The organism is Flavobacterium psychroterrae, assembly GCF_018380615.1.
Lineage (GTDB): Bacteria > Bacteroidota > Bacteroidia > Flavobacteriales > Flavobacteriaceae > Flavobacterium > Flavobacterium psychroterrae.
Genome location: NZ_JAGYVZ010000005.1, coordinates 69,703 through 88,722, shown reverse-complemented (window position 1 = coordinate 88,722; position 19,020 = coordinate 69,703). Strand labels below are relative to the sequence as shown.

At 31.1% G+C, this 19,020-nt stretch carries 16 protein-coding genes; 11 read left to right on the top strand and 5 right to left on the bottom strand.

The window, feature by feature from the left end:
• The first annotated feature begins 10 nt into the window (after positions 1-10).
• From KHA90_RS07275 to KHA90_RS07265, 3 genes are read left to right on the top strand one after another with little or no spacing between them, the layout of a single operon-like run.
• Positions 11-1,123: a DegT/DnrJ/EryC1/StrS family aminotransferase gene (locus KHA90_RS07275; protein WP_213296964.1), complete on the top strand. Its 1,113-nt coding sequence runs from the start codon at positions 11-13 to the stop codon at positions 1,121-1,123.
• Positions 1,123-2,598, top strand: a complete 1,476-nt coding sequence (locus KHA90_RS07270; protein ID WP_213296962.1) for an O-antigen translocase — start codon at positions 1,123-1,125, stop codon at positions 2,596-2,598. The genes KHA90_RS07275 and KHA90_RS07270 overlap by 1 nt, the downstream gene beginning before the upstream one ends.
• Positions 2,599-2,616: 18 nt before the next feature.
• Complete coding sequence (locus tag KHA90_RS07265) at positions 2,617-3,357, top strand: acyltransferase (protein WP_213296960.1); 741 nt, start codon at positions 2,617-2,619, stop codon at positions 3,355-3,357.
• On the opposite strand, the gene KHA90_RS07260 is transcribed toward KHA90_RS07265, so the two are convergent.
• Both KHA90_RS07260 and KHA90_RS07255 read right to left on the bottom strand, forming a co-directional pair.
• Positions 3,358-3,885: an acyltransferase gene (locus tag KHA90_RS07260; protein ID WP_213296958.1), complete on the bottom strand. Its 528-nt coding sequence runs from the start codon at positions 3,883-3,885 to the stop codon at positions 3,358-3,360. It lies immediately after the preceding gene.
• Between the two features lie 91 nt (positions 3,886-3,976).
• Entirely contained in the window at positions 3,977-5,107 is a 1,131-nt protein-coding gene (locus KHA90_RS07255) for a glycosyltransferase family protein (RefSeq protein ID WP_213296956.1), read from the bottom strand.
• A gap of 42 nt (positions 5,108-5,149) precedes the next feature.
• Between KHA90_RS07255 and KHA90_RS07250 the strand changes: the two genes are divergently transcribed.
• Together KHA90_RS07250 and KHA90_RS07245 are read left to right on the top strand one after the other, a co-directional pair.
• Positions 5,150-5,977 (top strand): glycosyltransferase family 2 protein, encoded by an 828-nt coding sequence (locus KHA90_RS07250; protein ID WP_213296954.1) that lies wholly within the window; start codon positions 5,150-5,152, stop codon positions 5,975-5,977.
• Positions 5,974-6,381: a sugar 3,4-ketoisomerase gene (locus KHA90_RS07245; protein WP_213296952.1), complete on the top strand. Its 408-nt coding sequence runs from the start codon at positions 5,974-5,976 to the stop codon at positions 6,379-6,381. The genes KHA90_RS07250 and KHA90_RS07245 overlap by 4 nt, the downstream gene beginning before the upstream one ends.
• On the opposite strand, the gene KHA90_RS07240 is transcribed toward KHA90_RS07245, so the two are convergent.
• Together KHA90_RS07240 and KHA90_RS07235 are read right to left on the bottom strand one after the other, a co-directional pair.
• The gene (locus tag KHA90_RS07240) at positions 6,364-7,290 is read right to left on the bottom strand and encodes a glycosyltransferase family 2 protein (RefSeq protein WP_213296950.1); all 927 of its coding nucleotides are present in this window, start codon (positions 7,288-7,290) and stop codon (positions 6,364-6,366) included. The genes KHA90_RS07245 and KHA90_RS07240 overlap by 18 nt on opposite strands.
• A gap of 1 nt (position 7,291) precedes the next feature.
• On the bottom strand, positions 7,292-8,179 hold the full coding sequence (locus tag KHA90_RS07235) for a glycosyltransferase family 2 protein (protein WP_213296948.1): 888 nt from the start codon (positions 8,177-8,179) through the stop codon (positions 7,292-7,294).
• A gap of 108 nt (positions 8,180-8,287) precedes the next feature.
• On the opposite strand from KHA90_RS07235, the gene KHA90_RS07230 reads away from it, so the two are divergent.
• Positions 8,288-9,127 (top strand): class I SAM-dependent methyltransferase, encoded by an 840-nt coding sequence (locus KHA90_RS07230; RefSeq protein WP_213296946.1) that lies wholly within the window; start codon positions 8,288-8,290, stop codon positions 9,125-9,127.
• A gap of 5 nt (positions 9,128-9,132) precedes the next feature.
• Here the strand turns inward: KHA90_RS07230 and KHA90_RS07225 are convergent, their stop codons facing one another.
• A complete protein-coding gene (locus KHA90_RS07225) occupies positions 9,133-9,816 on the bottom strand; it encodes a cell division ATP-binding protein FtsE (protein ID WP_213296944.1) in 684 nt (227 codons plus the stop codon).
• Between the two features lie 354 nt (positions 9,817-10,170).
• On the opposite strand from KHA90_RS07225, the gene KHA90_RS07220 reads away from it, so the two are divergent.
• The 5 genes from KHA90_RS07220 to asnB all read left to right on the top strand — a co-directional run bounded on the left by KHA90_RS07220 (position 10,171) and on the right by asnB (position 18,918).
• Positions 10,171-13,185 carry a tetratricopeptide repeat protein gene (locus KHA90_RS07220; RefSeq protein WP_213296942.1) on the top strand — a complete coding sequence of 1,005 codons (3,015 nt, stop codon included), beginning with the start codon at positions 10,171-10,173 and terminating at the stop codon, positions 13,183-13,185.
• A gap of 189 nt (positions 13,186-13,374) precedes the next feature.
• Positions 13,375-14,238, top strand: a complete 864-nt coding sequence (locus KHA90_RS07215; RefSeq protein WP_213296940.1) for a PhzF family phenazine biosynthesis protein — start codon at positions 13,375-13,377, stop codon at positions 14,236-14,238.
• A gap of 161 nt (positions 14,239-14,399) precedes the next feature.
• Positions 14,400-16,154, top strand: a complete 1,755-nt coding sequence (locus KHA90_RS07210; RefSeq protein WP_213296937.1) for a TonB-dependent receptor — start codon at positions 14,400-14,402, stop codon at positions 16,152-16,154.
• Positions 16,155-16,300: 146 nt separating this feature from the next.
• Positions 16,301-16,750 (top strand): hypothetical protein, encoded by a 450-nt coding sequence (locus KHA90_RS07205; protein WP_213296935.1) that lies wholly within the window; start codon positions 16,301-16,303, stop codon positions 16,748-16,750.
• Between the two features lie 491 nt (positions 16,751-17,241).
• Positions 17,242-18,918: an asparagine synthase B gene (gene asnB / locus KHA90_RS07200; RefSeq protein WP_213296933.1), complete on the top strand. Its 1,677-nt coding sequence runs from the start codon at positions 17,242-17,244 to the stop codon at positions 18,916-18,918.
• Positions 18,919-19,020: the final 102 nt, after the last annotated feature.

Sequence of the window (19,020 nt, the reverse complement as noted above, 5' to 3'; positions counted from 1 at the left end):
AAAAAGTAAAATGATACCATTTCTAGATCTTAAAAAAATAAATGAGCCTTATGAAACTGCTTTTCAGGATAAACTGAAATTAGTTTTAAATAATGGCTGGTATATTTTAGGCAAAGAAGTGGAAACGTTTGAAAAGGCTTTCGCCGAATATTGTAATGCTCAATATTGCATAGGAGTAGGGAATGGTTTTGATGCTTTGGTGCTGATTTTTAAAGGATATATTGCATTAGGAAAACTCAAAAAAGGTGACGAAGTTATTGTTCCCGCAAATACTTATATTGCAAGTATTTTAGCAATTATGCAAGCCGATTTAATTCCGATTTTGGTCGAGCCAATATTAGAAACATACAATATAAATCCGGATTTAATTCAGGAAAAAATCACATCAAAAACAAAAGCTATTTTAGCCGTTCATTTATATGGTCAATTAGCTGAAATGGAAAAAATTACCGAAATTGCAATTCAAAATAATTTGCTAATTATTGAAGATTCGGCACAATCACATGGAGCAGAAAATAATCTACAATCTAAAATCTACAATCTAAAATCTGCTGTTGCCTACAGCTTTTATCCCGGAAAAAATTTAGGTGCTTTAGGCGATGGCGGAGCGATAACTACAAACGATCCTGCATTGGCAAAAGTTCTTTTTTCTCTTCGGAATTATGGTTCACAGAAAAAATATTATAATGAATTTATTGGCGTAAATTCAAGATTAGACGAAATTCAGGCAGCTTTTTTGAACGTCAAATTACCTAATTTAAATACTGATAATGATAAACGCAGAACGGTTGCAAAACGCTATTTATCTGAAATTAAAAATGATAAAATAATTCTTCCGCTTTGGGATTTTTCGAACAATCATGTTTTTCATTTGTTTGTTGTGAGAACTTCAAACCGGCAAGATTTACAAGAATATTTGGCTAAAAATAATATTCAGGGAATGATTCATTATCCGGTTCCTCCACACAAACAAAAGGCTTTTTCTTCAGAAACTTTAGGATGGGATGATTTATCTTTTCCTATCACAGAGAAAATTCATAATGAGGTTTTGAGTTTGCCTATGAGTCCAGTTTTGACTGAGGAAGAGGTTGGTTTTGTTATTGAGATTTTAAATAGGTATTAATGTCTACTAATAAGGCATATCAACAAATTTTAAAAACAGCTTCTATTTTTGGCGGAGTTCAGTTTTTTACCATAATTATTTCGATAATAAGAACTAAATTAATTGCAGTTTTTATAGGTCCGGCAGGTATGGGACTAATTGCATTATTGAATTCTACAATTAATATTTTAGGCGGAATTTCAGGTTTGGGAATTGAAACCAGCGCTATTAAAAATATTTCTGAAAATTATAAAGATGAAGATTTAAAAAGTGTTTCAAAAGTTGTTGCGCTGGTAAAAAAAATGATGCTGATTACGGGAATATTTGGAGCATTATTGACCCTCATTTTTTCAAAATGGCTCAGTATTTTTACTTTCGGAAACTCAGATCAAATGTATTCCTTTATTTTTTTGTCTGTCACTTTGTTATTTAAACAACTCACATCAGGACAATTAATTATTTTACAAGGATTACGAAAAATTAAATTTTTAGCCAAAGCCAATTTGTACGGAAATTTATTCGGTTTATTGTTTTCGATTCCGTTATATGTTTTTTTCAAAATTGACGCAATCGTACCAAGTATCATTATAAGTTTTTTATCGGCATTGATATTTTCATTTTATTTTTCAAATAAAATAAAAATTGAAAAAGAAAAAGTTGAGAAAGCTTATTTTGCAACAGAGGGAAAACTTATAATTAAACTGGGAATAATGTTGACAATAAGTGGTGTTTTGGCTTTATTATCTACATATCTTGTCCAGGTTTTTATTAGTAATGTGAGCAATATTGAGCAAGTTGGTTTTTATAATGCGGGATTCACGTTATTAAATACGTATGTAGGGATTGTTTTTACAGTTATGAGTACAGATTATTTTCCAAGATTGGCGGCAATAAATAATGATAGTGAAAAAATTAAAATAAGCGTAACACAACAATCGTTTATGTCAATTTTAATTATTACGCCCATAATTGTCTTATTCCTGACGTTTATTCCTTTGATCATAAAAATTGTTTATACTTCAAAATTTACTGCAATTATACCAATGGTTTGTTTTGGTATTTTAGGAATGTTGTTCAGAGCAGTTTCATGGTCGATGGGATACATTTTAATTGCTAAAGGAGATTCGAAAATGTTTATTAGAACGGCGGTTTTTTTTAATTTCCTATCACTTATAATGAATATTTGTGGTTATTATTTTTATGGTTTGGAAGGTTTAGGAATTAGCTTCCTTATTTATTACAGTCTGCATTTTTTGCTTTTAAAAATAATTACAAAAAAGCGATATGGATTTTATTTTGAAAAGGATTTTTACGCCATTTATTTTGTTTGTTTTTTAATATGTATTATTAGTTTTATGTGCAGATACATTGAGTTTGAATTGTTGAAATATAGTTTGATGGGATCAATGTGTTTAATATCATTAGTTTTTGTTTTATATCAAATTAATAAAGTGATGAATTTGAAAAATGTATTAATTTCGACTTTTAGAAAATAACAATAACATCGCGTTTTTATGTACAATAAATTGAGAGTAGTTTATTATCGATTTAAATTTTATAATTCAGTAAATTGGACTAAAACGCTGTATTTTAATTTTAAAAAATTCCCTTTTAGTATTGCGAAAAAGCTTCCCGTTTTTTTTTATGGTAAGGTTCATTTTCAAAATATAAGCGGTGATATAACAATAAATGGCCCTATTAAAACGGCGATGATTGGGTACGGACAAAAATTTGAAACAGGAGTTAAATCAAAAGGAATTGCGGAGATTTCGCTTTACGGAAAGTTAACATTTAACGGATACGCACATTTTGGTAAAGATGTGATTTTATATATTGGTAAAAATGCATCTTGTGAATTTGGTTATATGTCTTGCCTGGGATCAGATGTTAAACTTGTTTGTACAAAGGAAATAAGCATTGGTGATTGGTCCGGAATTGGTTATGAATCTCAAATAATAGATACCAATTCACATCCTATGATAAATACAGAAACGGGTGAATTATATCCTTTAAACGGTCCAATTCATATTGGGAGCCATAATGCTTTTTCAAACAGGATTTCTATAATGGCAGGTACGCAAACGCCTGATTATTGTGTAATTGCTTCAAATACATTGTGTAATAAAGATTATACAAGTTTAGGAAATAACATATTAATAGGAGGAATTCCTGCAAAGCTTTTAAAAAATAATTATAGCAGAGATTGGGAAAATGAAAAAGAACTTTTGATAAAATATAAAGTAATAACTCTTTAGTTATTTCTGTAAATGAACTTCATTTTCGATTGTAGTGTTTGTATTTATCCTTTGAAATTTTGCTGGATTTCCAAACCAAACTTCATTTTCAGGAACATTTTTATTAACAAATGACAATGAACCAAGTATACTATTGTCGCCAATTTTGATACCATGTTGTAATACGCAGTTTGTCCCAATAAAAACATTGCTTCCAATTTCAGCACCTCCAATTTGATGTATATTCGTGTCTAAATTATTAGACATCATTTTAGGAGAAATATAAGTGTTATCTCCAATTTTCACTCCTTTGGCTATAATACTATCATAACGAATCGTAACATTATTACCAATTTTGCAATTTCCGGAGGAAGAAATTCTCGAATCAATGTAGCAATTTTCACCAATAATAGTACCTTCTCTTAATTCTACATAATTCTTAATAATGGTATTGTCGCCAATAGTCACATTGTCTTCTATTATACAAAAATGACCTATTTCGACATTCTTACCAATTGTAGATTTGCTGGATATTATACTGGTTTCCATTTTTAAATTTTGTTTTCAAAATTAGCAATATTTTTATAGAATATCTTAACACTTCTTAGATTATATGTTTTAATTTTTAATTGTAGAAAAATTAATTTCTATTCCAAACATCCATATATTTCTGGGCAATGTTTATATAATCATGTTCTTTTTTAATAAATAATCTTGCACGTTTTCCCATTGCTATTATTTCTTCGGGATTTTCAATTAACAATGATAATTCTCTAACCAGATAATCAACATCCGGAATCGCATTTATGCAGACTTTTTCGGTTAGGTTATAATAGTCTATAAACTCAGTTTCGGCACCGGTAAAAACTACTTTTCCTTTTGCCATTGCTTCCAATGCATTATAGCCCTGATCATAAGAATACAACTGATCTAATAAAATATGAGCTTTGTTATAAAGATTTATATATTCATTATAAGGAATATTTTCTACCGAAATAATCTCAATTTTATCACTATATTTTTGTGCAATAATTGCTAATGCTTTTTCGAAAAAATGAGTTCCTTTTTTTATATAACTGCTTTTGTTAATCCCTATAAAAATTATAATTTTTTCGGATATTACTAAGTTATCAAAACTAATTTTATTGGTGTTGACTGGATTTGGAATTAAAATTTTTTCAGGTAAAGGAATTTTATAATCGAGGTCTGATACTATTAATTGTGATACATTCAAACTAATAAAATTAAATAAATCGCGATAATTTTTTTGCACATATTTTAATGAAAACCAATATTCTGATTTTAAATTGCTATCATTTAAATACGGAGTCAGAATCGAATATTTCAATTGATCCTTTAACATAAAATCGATAATTGGAGTGTCTTCTCCACAAACTAAAAGGAAACTTTTTTTGTTTTGATTAAAAAGCTTCTTCAATAAATATTTTGAGAAAAACGGATAAGTTTCAATTGCATTTGAATTGATTAACTGAACAACATCATAATTCTTTAGTTTTGGTAAAAAAAGCCAAAAGCGAATTCCTTTCTCCGCCAATTGTAAATCCAATTTAAAAATACGGAATAAGATTTTATTTAAAAGTATTAAAATCCGATTCTGTAAAAAATACTTCGGAAAGATGCAGTAATCAACTGGATATTTTTTAAAATTATCACCGGTTCCTATAATAGTGACTTCATGTTGCAAGGCTTCCAGTCCTTCTTTTAAGGAATTATGTAATCTGCTATATTCTCCTACCAAGAGTATTCTCATTTTGTCCCGGAAATATTTATATTTACGTAAATATATATGAAAATGTTAAATGTTTTTTCCGAAAATGACTTTGAAATTTTAATTGCTACAAAAAATCGATGCAATTTAGATTTTTTACTGCCAATGTTTCCGTTTGAACATTTTTCAATTTTTAATTTAGTGATCATAAATCAATCTTCAGATAAAATTTTAATTTCTGATTTTTATACTGTTAAGGTTATTAATGTTGCTGAAACAGGATTGTCAAAAAGCAGAAATAAAGCAATTGAAAATGCATCAAAAAAAATATGTCTGATTGCTGACGACGATGTTGTTTTTGCCGAAAATTTTCAAAAAATCATTATTGAGGCTTTTCAAAATATACAGGATGCAGCTATTATAACATTCAATCATAAAAGAATTGGTGATTCGCAGCCACAAAAAAAAGGCAATACATCTTTTAAACATGATAATAAAAGCATCTGGAACGTTAGTTCAATTGAAATTGCATTCAAATTAGATGAGATTAAAAAAAATAGTATCACATTTGACGAAGATTTTGGACTTGGTTCTTATTTTGAAACCGCGGAGGAATTTTTATTTTTAAAAGAAGCTTTAAATCAAAATCTGAAAGTTTATTTTAGCCCTGAAATTATTGTTTCACATCCGCAGTTTTCATCCGGTAAAAGCGCAGGTTCAGCTGTTTTGATTTATGGACGAGCGGCTTTATTTTATAAATTAAAAGGGAAATTAGCTCCAATATGGCTTTCAAAATATATCTTTTTTTTAATTAGAAATAAGTACATAAGATTATCTGAAGTCAGAAAAAAATATAATATTGGATTATCCGGAATTGCAAAATTCAAAGAATTAACCAAAAACAAACTATGATTACAAATGCTGATATTCAGTTAATAGAAATTCCAAAAATTGAAGACAGACGCGGCAATCTTTCAGTTATAGAAGGAACAACAATTCCATTTGCTTCAAAACGAGTGTATTATTTATACGATGTGCCAAGCGGAAGCAAACGTGGCGGTCATGCACACAAAAAACAGAAGGAATTTTTGATTGCTTTAAGCGGAAGTTTTGATGTGATTTTGAAAGATGGAAAATCATCTCAAACTGTTACACTCAATAAACCGAATTTTGGATTGTTAATTGTAGAAGGAATTTGGCGTGAACTGCAAAATTTTTCTTCTGGAGCAGTTTGTTTGGTTTTAGCATCAGATGAATTTGATGAAGAAGATTATATCAGGGAATATAAAAATTTCAGACTATTTAAAAACGGATGATCCAAAACCTAAATTGACTAATTTGAGTTTTACCTGAATCAGAATTTTAAGTAAATAAGAAGGTAAACTCAATAAGAATCTTTTCTTGAAACCTATTTTGTTTAAATCAATTCCGTTATAATAATAATCAAAAAGAGTTTTATTTGATATCAACTTACTTTTTATAGCAAGTGAAAACCGATTTAAATCTAAGAAGTATTTTAAATCAGAATTTGTTTTTTCAAGCTCGGTAAATTTATTGAAATCCATTTTAGAATGCATCAAATCTGGTCTTTTTGAAAGGCTGTTTTCATCATGAATATAACGAACTAAGATTTTCCAAATAAATAAAATGGGATATTCAAGCCCAATTCTAATCCATAAATCAGTGTCTTGTCCGCTTTTTATTTTTGGATCAAAAACACCAATTTTAGTGAAAATTTTTTTATTGAAAACTGCACTTGAAGTTAAAATCGCAGATTCTTTTATACTGGCTTTAAAGTAATTTACAAACTCAAAATCGAATTCTTTACTTATAGAATATTCAGCAGGAAAAGTTTTTTTTGTAGTTTCAATTTCAATTGCCGATGCAAATATTTTTTGTTCAGGAAAGCGAGTACAATATTCAAACATTACTTTTAAAAAATCTGGATACCAATAATCGTCTGCATCCAGAAACGATATAAAATCAGCGTTTGCTAAAGTAATTCCCAAGTTTCGGGTAAGCGAAACACCCTCGTTTTTTTTATTGTAATATCGAATTCTTTTATCTTGAATGTTTAAAATTTTTTCTTCACTTTTATCTGTAGATCCATCATTAATTACAATAACTTCAAAGTCTGTAAAAGTTTGCTGCAAGACACTTTGTATCGTATTTTCGATAAAGTTTTCTTTATTATATAACGGAATTATTACGGAGAAAAACGCCATTTTATTTAGATTTTAAAGTGCAATAATAACCCAATCGATACAAATCAAAAAGTAAAAGTGAGGGTTTTTTACTTAACAATTGTTTTCTAACGAAAGGCTTGAAAATTTTGAATAGAAAAGCAACTAAATTTTGAAGATAATATTTTTTTAAAACCTGAAAATAATGCGATAGCTTAACATAATCTGAAGAAATTAAATTAGAATCGACTAAGTTTTTTAATCCAACAACAGATTCTTCGGATTTCTTTATAAACGTTACACTATTTTCTAATCCTAAATGATAAACGGGATTGTCTATATGAATAATTTCAATTTTATTTAGCATTAATTCATAGGAGAATAAAGTGTCTTCGTGCCTCAAATTTGGAATTTTTTCATTGAAACTTACTTTAGAAAAAATACTTTTTTTTATCAAAAAATTGAGTGTAAGAAATGAAATATAAGGATTTTTACTTCGATCAAAACGCGATAAAGCTTCACGTTTATTTCCATAAAACCAGCGTAAAAGTTTCTCTTTTGATGGTTTGCTATTTTGGTAAAGAATGCCTCCATAAACTATTTTTTCGCTATTATTTATTTGTAAAATATAGTTAGACAAAAAGTTTTCATGAACAGGAATTGTATCAGCATCTAAAAAAAGCAAGTTTTCATAAGTGGCTTTCTGAGCTAATAAATTCCTGATAGCGCTTCGACCAGTATTTTTTTCTAAAATAGAAAATGTGCTGTTTTTTAAGTGGTTAATGTTTTGGTTTTCATCTGATAAAATTTTAGATGCATCATCCAAACAAATGATTTCAAATACAATGTTAAGTTTTGAAGCTTGATTACACAAAGTTTCAACAAGCGGAAAAACATTATAATTATAAACCGGAACAAGTATAGAAAGCATTGCACGTTTTTTTTTGAATATATTTGTAAAGAAAATGTTTTTATTGAACAATTTCTTATGTTACTATAATTTGATTCCAAATTTCTTTAAAATATATAAAAAGTCAAAATGAATTTAAGAGCTATTTATTATGCTATTTCGCCAAAATCAAGATTTTTAGTTAGAAAGATATATTATTTTCCTGTTGATTTTTTAAATGCTATTACCAAGCCAAAAAACAAAAATGTTCCTAACAAAGGAGATATTTTTATTGGCGGAGGAGATTTTTCTGAACAAGGAAACCATCTTTTCAGCATCTTAAAACAATATGCTTCTTTAAAGCCGGAGCATACTGTTCTTGATATTGGTTGCGGCATCGGTAGAGTTGCTGTTCCTTTAACTAAATATTTGTCACATTCAGGTAAATATGAAGGTTTTGATGTGGTAAAAAAAGGAATTGTATGGTGTCAAAATCATATTGCAAAAGATTTTCCTAATTTTAAATTTCAATATATTCCTTTAAATAATGATCTGTATCATTTAACCGAAAAAAGGGCTGAAAGTTTTGTGTTCCCTTATGAGGATAATACTTTTGATACGGTTTTTTTATTTTCGGTTTTTACGCATATGCAACCGCTTGAAGTGCAAAATTACCTGAAAGAAATTTACAGGGTTTTAAAACCAGGCGGAAAATGTCTTTCTACGTTTTTTTTATATGATGAAGCTATCGAAAATGAAATTTCGCAAAAAAGCAGATCATTTTCATTTCCGTATAATAAAGGGAATTACAGATTAATGAACGAAAAGGTTCCTTCGGCTAATATTGCATTTAGTGAGGTTTATCTCCATGCAATGATCGAAGAAAGTCAGTTGAAATTAGAAAATAAAATATACGGACGCTGGGCTAATAGGGAAGCCAACGACTTATATGATTTTCAGGATATTTTGGTTTTAGAAAAAGCCGATTGATTAAATTACACGCTTCTTTGCACCACTTCAAAAATTCTCTCGTCTTCACATTTTAATGTTTTAGACGGGAATTTCATCAATAAAGCATAATCATGAGTTGCCATGATAACTGTTTTTCCGTTAGCATTAATTTTTTTCAATACTTCAAGAACCTCAGAGCTTGTTTGTGGATCTAAATTTCCTGTTGGTTCATCGGCAAGGATAAATTCAGGATCATTTAATAATGCTCTTGCAATGGCAACACGTTGTTGTTCACCACCGGAAAGCTGATGTGGCATTTTATTCACATATTCTTTCATGCCAACTTTGTCCAGAACTTCATCGATTTTGCGTTCCATTCCTTCTTTATCAACCCATCCTGTAGCTCTTAAAACAAAAAGCATATTGTTTTTTACAGAACGGTCCGGAAGCAATTTAAAATCCTGAAATACGATTCCGATTTTACGTCTCAAATACGGAATATCCTTCTCTTTTAAAGATGCTAAATCAAACTCAACTATATGACCTTCACCTTCTGATAAGGGCAAATCAGCATATAAAGTTTTTAAAAAACTACTTTTTCCAGATCCTGTTTTTCCAATGATGTAGATAAATTCACCATGGTTAACATCTAAATTAATATGAGATAAAATTTTTCTTCCTTCCTGATATATAGTGACTTCTTTGAGAGATAGTACGGTTTGTGACATAATAAATTGATTTGATTGGTAAAAGTAGTAAGATAACGCTTGGATTCAAAATAAATTTGAATCATTTCTGCTGAAAATATTAAAATGAAATTTGAAACCATATAAGTTATATAAGTTCATTTTAGTAAATTATATTGCAATGCTTTTTATTTGTAATAACATAACGCTGAATTCGGTTAAGGTAAGTTAGCAAAGAACCTAACTTATAATTACTTATATAACTTATATGGTTTGATTTATTTTTTATATTAGTTACAAATATTACTTGGTTAAAATAATGTTCATAATAAAAGCCTGAAACGTTTCGTTATAAACGGTATAAAATGATACATTTGAATACTAAATATAATTAAAATGCGTAAACTTTCCTGGTTCTTTTTATTACCAATTATCCTTATTTCGACCATAGTTTCGGCACAAAAATCAGCTATTTACACTTACGACTTAAAGGAATTTGACAAAGCACTGGCTTTATATAATGACAAACAATATGCTTCGGCACAACTTATTTTTGAGCATGTAAAAAACAATGCAAAGACCGAAGAAGTTCAGTCAGATTGTGCGTATTACATTGCCAACTGCGCCATTAGAACCAACAAAGCAAATGCTGATGCTTTGATGGAAAAATTCGTCACCGATTATCCAACTAGCACCAAACAAAATCAGGCTTACATTGAAGTTGCCCAGTTTTTCTTTGAACAGGGAAATTATCCAAAAGCGTTGCAATGGTTTGATAAAGTGGATGAAAGCTACATGAGCAAATCAGATTCGGATAAATTTAATTTCCAAAAAGGTTACAGTTATTTCAATGCTAAAAAGAAAAAAGAAGCTACAACGTATTTTAATAAAGTTGTAAACTCCCCGGAATTTGGTTCTCAAGCCAAGTATTATCTAGGATTCATGGCTTATGAAGGCGATGATTATAAAGAAGCAACCAAATATTTTGATGAAGTTTCTGGCGAGGAAAAGTACAAAGAGAAACTTTCGTATTACCAGGCTGATATGAACTTTAAATTAGGAAATTTTCAGAAAGCAATTGATTTGGGAAAAACTGCAATGGCAAAATCAAATGAACTTGAAAAATCTGAACTTAATAAAATCATTGGAGAAAGTTATTTCAACTTAAAACAATACGATAAAGCGATTCCGTTTTTAGAGCAATATGCCGGAAAAAAAGGAAAGTGGAACAATACAGATTTCTACCAATTGGGTTACGCCTATTATGAGCAAAAAGAATATGAAAAGGCAATTTCCCAATTCAATAAAATTATAGAAGGAAAAGATTTCGTAGCTCAAAATGCCTATTATCATTTAGGTTTGAGTTATTTGAATACAGGCAAAAAACAAGAAGCTTTAAACGCTTTTAAAAACGCTTCAGAAATGGATTTCAATACGCAAATTCAGGAAGATGCAGCTTTAAATTATGCTAAAGTGAGTTATGATATTGGGAACGCATATCAAACTGTTCCCGGAATTTTACTTGATTTCTTAAAAAAATATCCAAACAATTCAAGCCGATCTGAAATAGAAAAATTATTGGTTGATTCTTATATTTCGACTAAAAACTACAAAGAAGCTCTGAGTTTATTAGAGAAAAACAGATCTGCAGAAAATAAGGCGGCGTATCAAAAAGTACTTTTTTACAGAGGTTTAGAGTTGTATAACGAATCAAATTATCAGGAAGCAGGAAAAATGTTCAAAAGTGCAATCAGCGAACAAAAAACTCCTGAATATACTGCACGTGCGGCTTTTTGGAAAGCAGAAACCGAATATGTTACAGGTGATTTCCAAAATGCATTATTAAGTTACAAACAGTTTGCAGGTCAGGCTGCTGCCAAAACTACAGACGAGTATAAAAACATCAATTATAATATAGCTTATACTTATTTTAAATTGAAGGAATATGATCAGGCTGCAAATTCTTTTCAGGCACAAATCGATACTTCAAAAGAAGATAAAGTTCGTTTAAACGATTCGTATTTGCGTTTAGGAGATTGTCGTTTTGTGAGTGCAAAATATACTGCGGCAAATGAAGCTTATGCAAAAGCAATTGAAGGTAAAGGCGTTGATGCCGATTATGCTCAGTTTCAAAAAGCGATTTCTTACGGATTTATGTCTAAAAATGATAAGAAAGTTGACGAGTTGAATAATTTTCTTCAGATGTATAAAAAATCTGAATATCGTGACGATGCTTTATATGAATTAGGAAATACGTATGTGGCGGAGAAAAAAAATGATCAGGCGCTTAAAACATACGATCAGTTAATCGCTGAATATAAAAACGGAGCGTTTACTTCAAAATCAATTTTAAAACAAGGTTTGATTTACTACAATTCAGATCGTGACGATCAGGCATTAGTTAAATTCAAAAAAGTAGCGGCAGAATTCCCAAAAACTCCCGAAGCTTTAGAAGCAGTTTCAACGGCAAGATTGATTTATGTTGATTCAGGAAAAGTAGATGAATATGCAACATGGGTTCGTACTTTAGACTTTGTGGCCGTTACAGATGCTGAACTTGACAATGATACTTATGATGCAGCTTACAAACAATACAGCCAGAATAACAGTAAACTGGCGATAACAGGTTTTACGGGTTATATCAATAAATTTTCGACGGGACTTCATACATTAGAAGCTAATTTTTACCTGGCACAATTGTATTATGCCGAAGGTTCAGAAACTAAATCGATCGCTAATTATCAATATGTAATTGCTCAGGCAGGAAACGAATTTACAGAACAATCTTTAATGAAATTGTCTCAGATTTTCCTGAAAGCAAAAGATTGTGATAAATCGGTTCCGGTTTTAACAAGATTAGAAAATGAATCTGAGTCGGCTCAAAATAAAAGTTTTGCTCAGGCTAATTTGATGAAATGTCATTATGACAAAAAAGATTATGATAACTCGGTTAAATATGCAGATAAAGTGCTGCAGAATGTAAAAGCCGATGCAAACGTAAAAGCCGATGCGCAAATTATCGTAGCGCGTGCAGCCATGCAAACTGGTGATGAAGATAAAGCAAAAGCAGCTTACGCCAAATTATCAGCAACTTCAAAAGGAGAATTAGCAGCAGAAGCATTGTATTATGATGCTTATTTTAAAACGAAAGAAGGCAAGTTTGATGCATCGAATGTTTCGGTTCAAAAATTAGCTAAGAACTATTCGGCTTATAAATATTACGGCGCGAAAAGTTTAGTTTTAATGGCAAAAAACTTCTACGGATTAAAAGACAGTTATCAGGCAACTTATATTTTAGATAACGTAATCAATAATTTCACGGATTATCCGGACGTTGTTGAAGAGGCTAAAAAAGAACTTGGCGCTATAAAAGTAGAAGAGTCTAAAACAAATTCGTCGATTAATAAGTAAGATTTAAGAAGAGACAAGAGCTAAGAAAATAGAGGCAAGAGTATAGAGGCAAGAGTATAGAGGCAAGAGTGTAGAGGCAAGAGTAAAGAATTAAAAAAAGCATTACATAATAAAACTTTAGATTAAAACGTCAAGTCTTTCTTCTATAATCTTGACTCCTTCTTCTCAAAAAAAAAATAAAGAAAAAAAATGAGTTTACCTTTTTATATAATTGATGTTTTTGCGGATAAAAAATATGCCGGTAATCAATTGGCAGTTTTTTTAGATGCAGGAAAATTAAGTTCAGCAGAAATGCAGCAAATTGCGCGCGAAATTAATTTCGCCGAAAGTACGTTTATCACCAAACTTGACAAAGAAAATAATAAAGCCGAGATAAAAATATTTACCCCATCACAGGAGATGCAATTTGCGGGACATCCCATAATTGGGACTTCATGGGTTTTGATGAATAAAGTATTTGATAATTCGCCGGAGAATATAAAATTAAATGTTCCAATTGGACCCATTGCAATTCATCAATCGGAAGGTTTGATTTGGTTAAAAGCGGCGCAACCGAAATTCTGGGATATTTTTTCGAAAGAAGATATTACAGTATTTAGTAATCTCGAAAATCATGATTTTGAAAATCAATTTCCTATTCAGGAAGTAACAACCGGAAGTGCCTTTGTAATGGTTGGATTAAGTAGCAAAAGAGCATTGGAAAATTTAGTTTTAGACAAAGATAAAACGGATGAATGGCTTAAAAAAAATTGCAAAACAAGTCATAGGGGTTTATATTTTTATTATTTAGAAGGTTCGAAACTGTTTAGCAGAATGTTGTGTATTGAACACAATCAATTGGTTGAAGATGCTGCAACGGGAAGCGCGAGTACTTGTTTACAGGCTTTTTTGTTAAAATACAATAAACCGGAAATTGATTTAATTAATTATCAGGGAGATTACATAGGTCGTCCGTCTCAGATTTATTTTAAAGGAAGTTTAAACGATAATGAGTTTGACATACAAATAGGAGGAAACGCTCAGTTTGTTGCAAAAGGAGATTGGGAAGCTTAGTTTAATAGAAGAAAGAAGTGAGACAATAGAAGAAAGAAGCAAGAGAATAGAAGCAAGAGAATAGATATTAGACAATAGAATAAAAAATATAGAGAAAATTGAGAAACAAAGAGAAGTCTTTCTTCTTTACTCTTTCATCTTTTCTCTCAAAAAAAATAAATATGAAAATAAATTGCCAGAATAAAACCATCATTATACTAGTATTGTTTGTTGTGCAGCTTTCGTTTTCGCAAAAGAAAAAAGAGGAAAGTATTGGCACTGAAACTGTAAACGTGGTAAAACCTTATTCGCCAACAATTTCAGATGCTTTTAAGGTGAAGGAAACTCCTTCGCTAGACGATACAGGAAATCAGCCTAAAGAAACTATTAAATACAGTATTTTGTCAGTTCCTGTGGCTTCTACATTTACACCTTCAAAAGGAAAAGCAGAAGGTGTTGAGAAATCAAAAAGAGAAAAATTATTTAATAATTATGCGACTTTAGGAGTTGGAAATTATGGAACTTTAAATGCTGAATTGTTCGTAAATCAGGATTTAGGGAATAACGATTATGTGGCAGGAATGTTTCGTCACCATTCGTCTCAAGGCGGGATTAAAGGTGTAGACCTTAATGATGAGTTTTATGATACAGCATTAAATGTGGCTTACGGTGTAAATAATCGTGATATGGCCTGGAATGTTGAGTTGGGATATCAAAATCAATTGTACAATTGGTATGGTTTACCGGCTGAATTTGGTTTGAATTTAGCAGGACAAACGCGTGATGATTTAATTAGAGGAATCAATCCAAATCACTCTTATAATACTATTTCGGTAGGTGGAAATATAGAATTTAATGAAGGGATTTTTAGTAAAATAGCGACTAAGTTTACGCATTTTTCGGATAGTTTTTCTTCTTCAGAAAATCGTTTTTATGTAAAACCTACTTTTAAAGTAGAGGTAATGGATCAATCGATAAACACCAATATTATTGTTGATCATGTCAGCGGATCTTTTGAGCATAATTATGCCCGTAATAATACAGAACCTTTAAAATATAGTTTGACAAATTTCGGGATTGAGCCTAGTTTTGTAATTCTTGAAAACGACTGGACTTTAGAATTAGGAGCTGGATTGTTCTACGGTTTAGATTCTGAAAACAGCGGAAACAAGTTTTATATTTATCCAAAAGTAAATGCTTCGTATAAATTAGTAGGCGATTTGATGATTTTTTACACGGGTGTAAATGGTGGTTTAGAACAAAATTCTTATGCTGATTTTGTCACAGAGAATCCGTTTTTATCTCCAACTTTAAATATGAAACCTACCAATAATCAATATACAGTTTTTGCAGGTTTGAAAGGGAAATTGGCAAACAATATCAATTATAACTTAACGGGTTCATATTTGAATGAAAAAGACAAAGCTTTATATAAAGGAAATGATTATACAGAGGATTTTTCAAATCAAAATTATGCTTTCGGAAACTCTTTTGGAGTTGTTTATGATGATGTAAGAACCTTCCGTTTTTACGGAGAATTAAAAGCTGATTTTTCAAGAAATGTATCTTTTGGAATCAACGGAACTTTCAACAGTTATAAATATGACGGACTTGAAGCATGGAATTTACCATCGATGAAATTAAGTTCAAATCTGGATGTAAATATTACAAAACAATGGTACGCCGGTTTGAATATTTTCTATGTAGGAGAACGTAAAGACATGCAATCGAATCTGGATTTAGGAACTGATCCGGTGATTCTTACTTTAAAAAGTTATTTTGATGCCAATGCACATTTAGGATACAAATACAACGAACGTTTGACTTTCTTCTTGAAATTAAACAATATTGGAAATCAGGCTTACGAGAAATGGCTTAATTATCCTGTACAAGGATTTCAGGTGTTAGTTGGAGCAAATTATAAATTCGATTTTTAAGAGATTTTTGCCACGAAGGCGCTAAGGCACAAATTTTTATGTAAAGTTTTACGCCACGAATTCACGAATAATTAAGCATTCGTGAATTCGTGGCTAATTTTTTTTTTACGATCTTTGTGGCTTAGCGCCTTCGTGGCAGACAAACTATGGAATTCAAACAAAAAATACATTCACATTACCTACAAATGGTTCAGGACCGAATAGATGTTTTCAGAGACATGATTTCGGCTTTGACCGAAGATTCTAAAAACGATGCCAAAGGTTCCGCCGGAGATAAACATGAAACGGCTTTATCAATGATGCATATCGAACAGGAAAAACTAACCAATAAACTAAAAGAAGCTATAACTCAAAAAGCTATTTTAGACAAAATTGACGCCTCAAAAACCACCGAAAATATTATTTCGGGAAGTTTGGTAAAAGCAAACGGAATTCATTTGTATTTGAGTGTAGCGCTTCCTAAAATTGCAATTGACGGAATTAATGTTATTGCGCTTTCGCCACAATCTCCGCTTGGTTCTCATTTAATGGGAAATAAAGTTGGGTTTGCTTTTGAGATAAATAAAACACATTATACTATTGAGAGTGTTTTGTGATTTATTTCACGCAGATTTCACAGATTTAAGCAGATTAAAAGGATTTATTCGCAATTTTGTCAGACTGAGCGTCCCGAAGTCTCGGGAGAAGTCTGGCAAAGATTCTATAATGTTAAAGACCTTGTCAAATCATAAAAGAATAACTCATTTTTGTATGATTTCTACCTTCGTCGAAATGAAAAGATTAATCAAAACAACATTTACGATACCGCTTTTCTTCTTCTCTTTAAGAATCTTTCACTCAATTTGGAATATCACAATATTTAATTCAAAGTTTTCTTTAAAATGCTAATTTTTATACTTGATTTATCCCTGAAATTGAAATCTTCAAGTTTAGGGCTTTTTTTTGGTTTAAAATTTTACATTTTACATGTAAAAATGGAATTATGGTTTAAAATTGTAACTGATTTATGTGTTTACGTTTTTCAATCGTAACCTTTAATGCATCTTTGCCTTATCAAAATGAAATTTAAAAATAAAAATATATAGTTATGTGTGGAATCGTATGTGCCTTTGATCTAAAGCAAAAAGCTGAAACATTAAGACCTCAAGTGTTAGAAATGTCTAAAATCATTCGTCACCGTGGGCCAGACTGGAGCGGAATTTACAGCAATGATAAAGCAATTATGTCTCATGAGCGTTTGGCGATTGTAGATCCGGCTTCAGGAAAACAACCTTTATTTACAGAAGATAAAAAATTAGTTTTAGCTGCAAATGGTGAAATTTACAACCACAGAGAATTGCGTAAACAATTTGAAGGAAAATATAACTTTCAAACTGAAAGTGACTGCGAAGTTATCTTAGCACTTTATAAAGAAAAAGGCCCTCATTTTGTGGATGAAATGAACGGAATCTTCGGATTTGCAATTTATGATGTGGAGAAAGATGAGTATTTTATCGCTCGTGATCACATGGGGATTATTCCACTTTATATTGGTTGGGATCAGGACGGAACTTTCTATGTAGCTTCAGAATTGAAAGCTTTAGAAGGATATTGTACAAAAATCCAATTGTTTCCTCCGGGACATTATATGACAAGTAAAGATGGTGAATTTGTACAATGGTACAAAAGAGACTGGACAGATTATGATGCTGTAAAAGATAACGAAACAAGTATTCCTGAAATCAAAAAAGCATTAGAAGCAGCGGTTCATAGACAATTAATGAGTGATGTTCCTTATGGAGTTTTACTTTCGGGAGGTTTAGATTCTTCTATTACTTCGGCTGTAGCCAAAAAATATGCGCAAAAACGTATAGAATCTGATGATACAACAGATGCCTGGTATCCGCAATTGCACTCTTTTTCAGTAGGACTTGAAGGTTCTCCAGATTTAGCAGCGGCTCAGATTGTTGCAAAACATATTGGTACAATTCACCATGAAATTAAATTCACAATTCAGGAAGGTTTAGATGCCGTACGTGATGTAATTTACAACCTTGAAACGTATGATGTAACTACGGTTAGAGCTTCAACACCAATGTGGTTAATGGCGAGAGTTATCAAATCAATGGGAATTAAAATGGTGCTGTCTGGTGAAGGTGCAGATGAGTTATTTGGAGGGTATTTATACTTTCATAAAGCGCCAAATGCAAGAGAATTTCACGAAGAAAACGTTCGTAAATTAGGTAAACTTCACATGTACGATTGTTTACGTGCCAACAAAAGTTTAGCGGCGTGGGGAATTGAGGGTCGTGTACCGTTTTTAGACAAAGAATTTATGGATGTTGCGATGCGCATCAACCCACAAGATAAGATGATCAACGAGGAACATCCAATGGAAAAATGGGTAGTTCGTAAAGCTTTTGAAGATATGTTGCCGGCAAGTGTAGCATGGAGACAAAAAGAACAATTCTCAGACGGAGTAGGATACAGCTGGATTGATACTTTGAAGGAAGTAGTTGGCGAAGCAGTTTCGGATGAGCAATTGGCAAATGCGAAATATAAATTTCCATTACAAACACCAACTTCTAAAGAAGAATATTACTATCGTTCCATCTTTGCAGAACATTTTCCTAGTGATGCCGCAGCATTATGTGTGCCTCAGGAAGCAAGTGTGGCTTGTAGTACAAAAATTGCATTGGAGTGGGATGAAGCTTTCAAAAACATGAATGATCCTTCAGGAAGAGCTGTAGCAAGCGTTCATGATGATGCTTACGCGAAAGCATAAACAAGAATTATTAGAATTAGTATATATTATTTTCTGAAGACGTTCTCATTTTTGAGGACGTTTTTCTTGTCTAATATTGTTAAATTATATTATTTCAGTTAC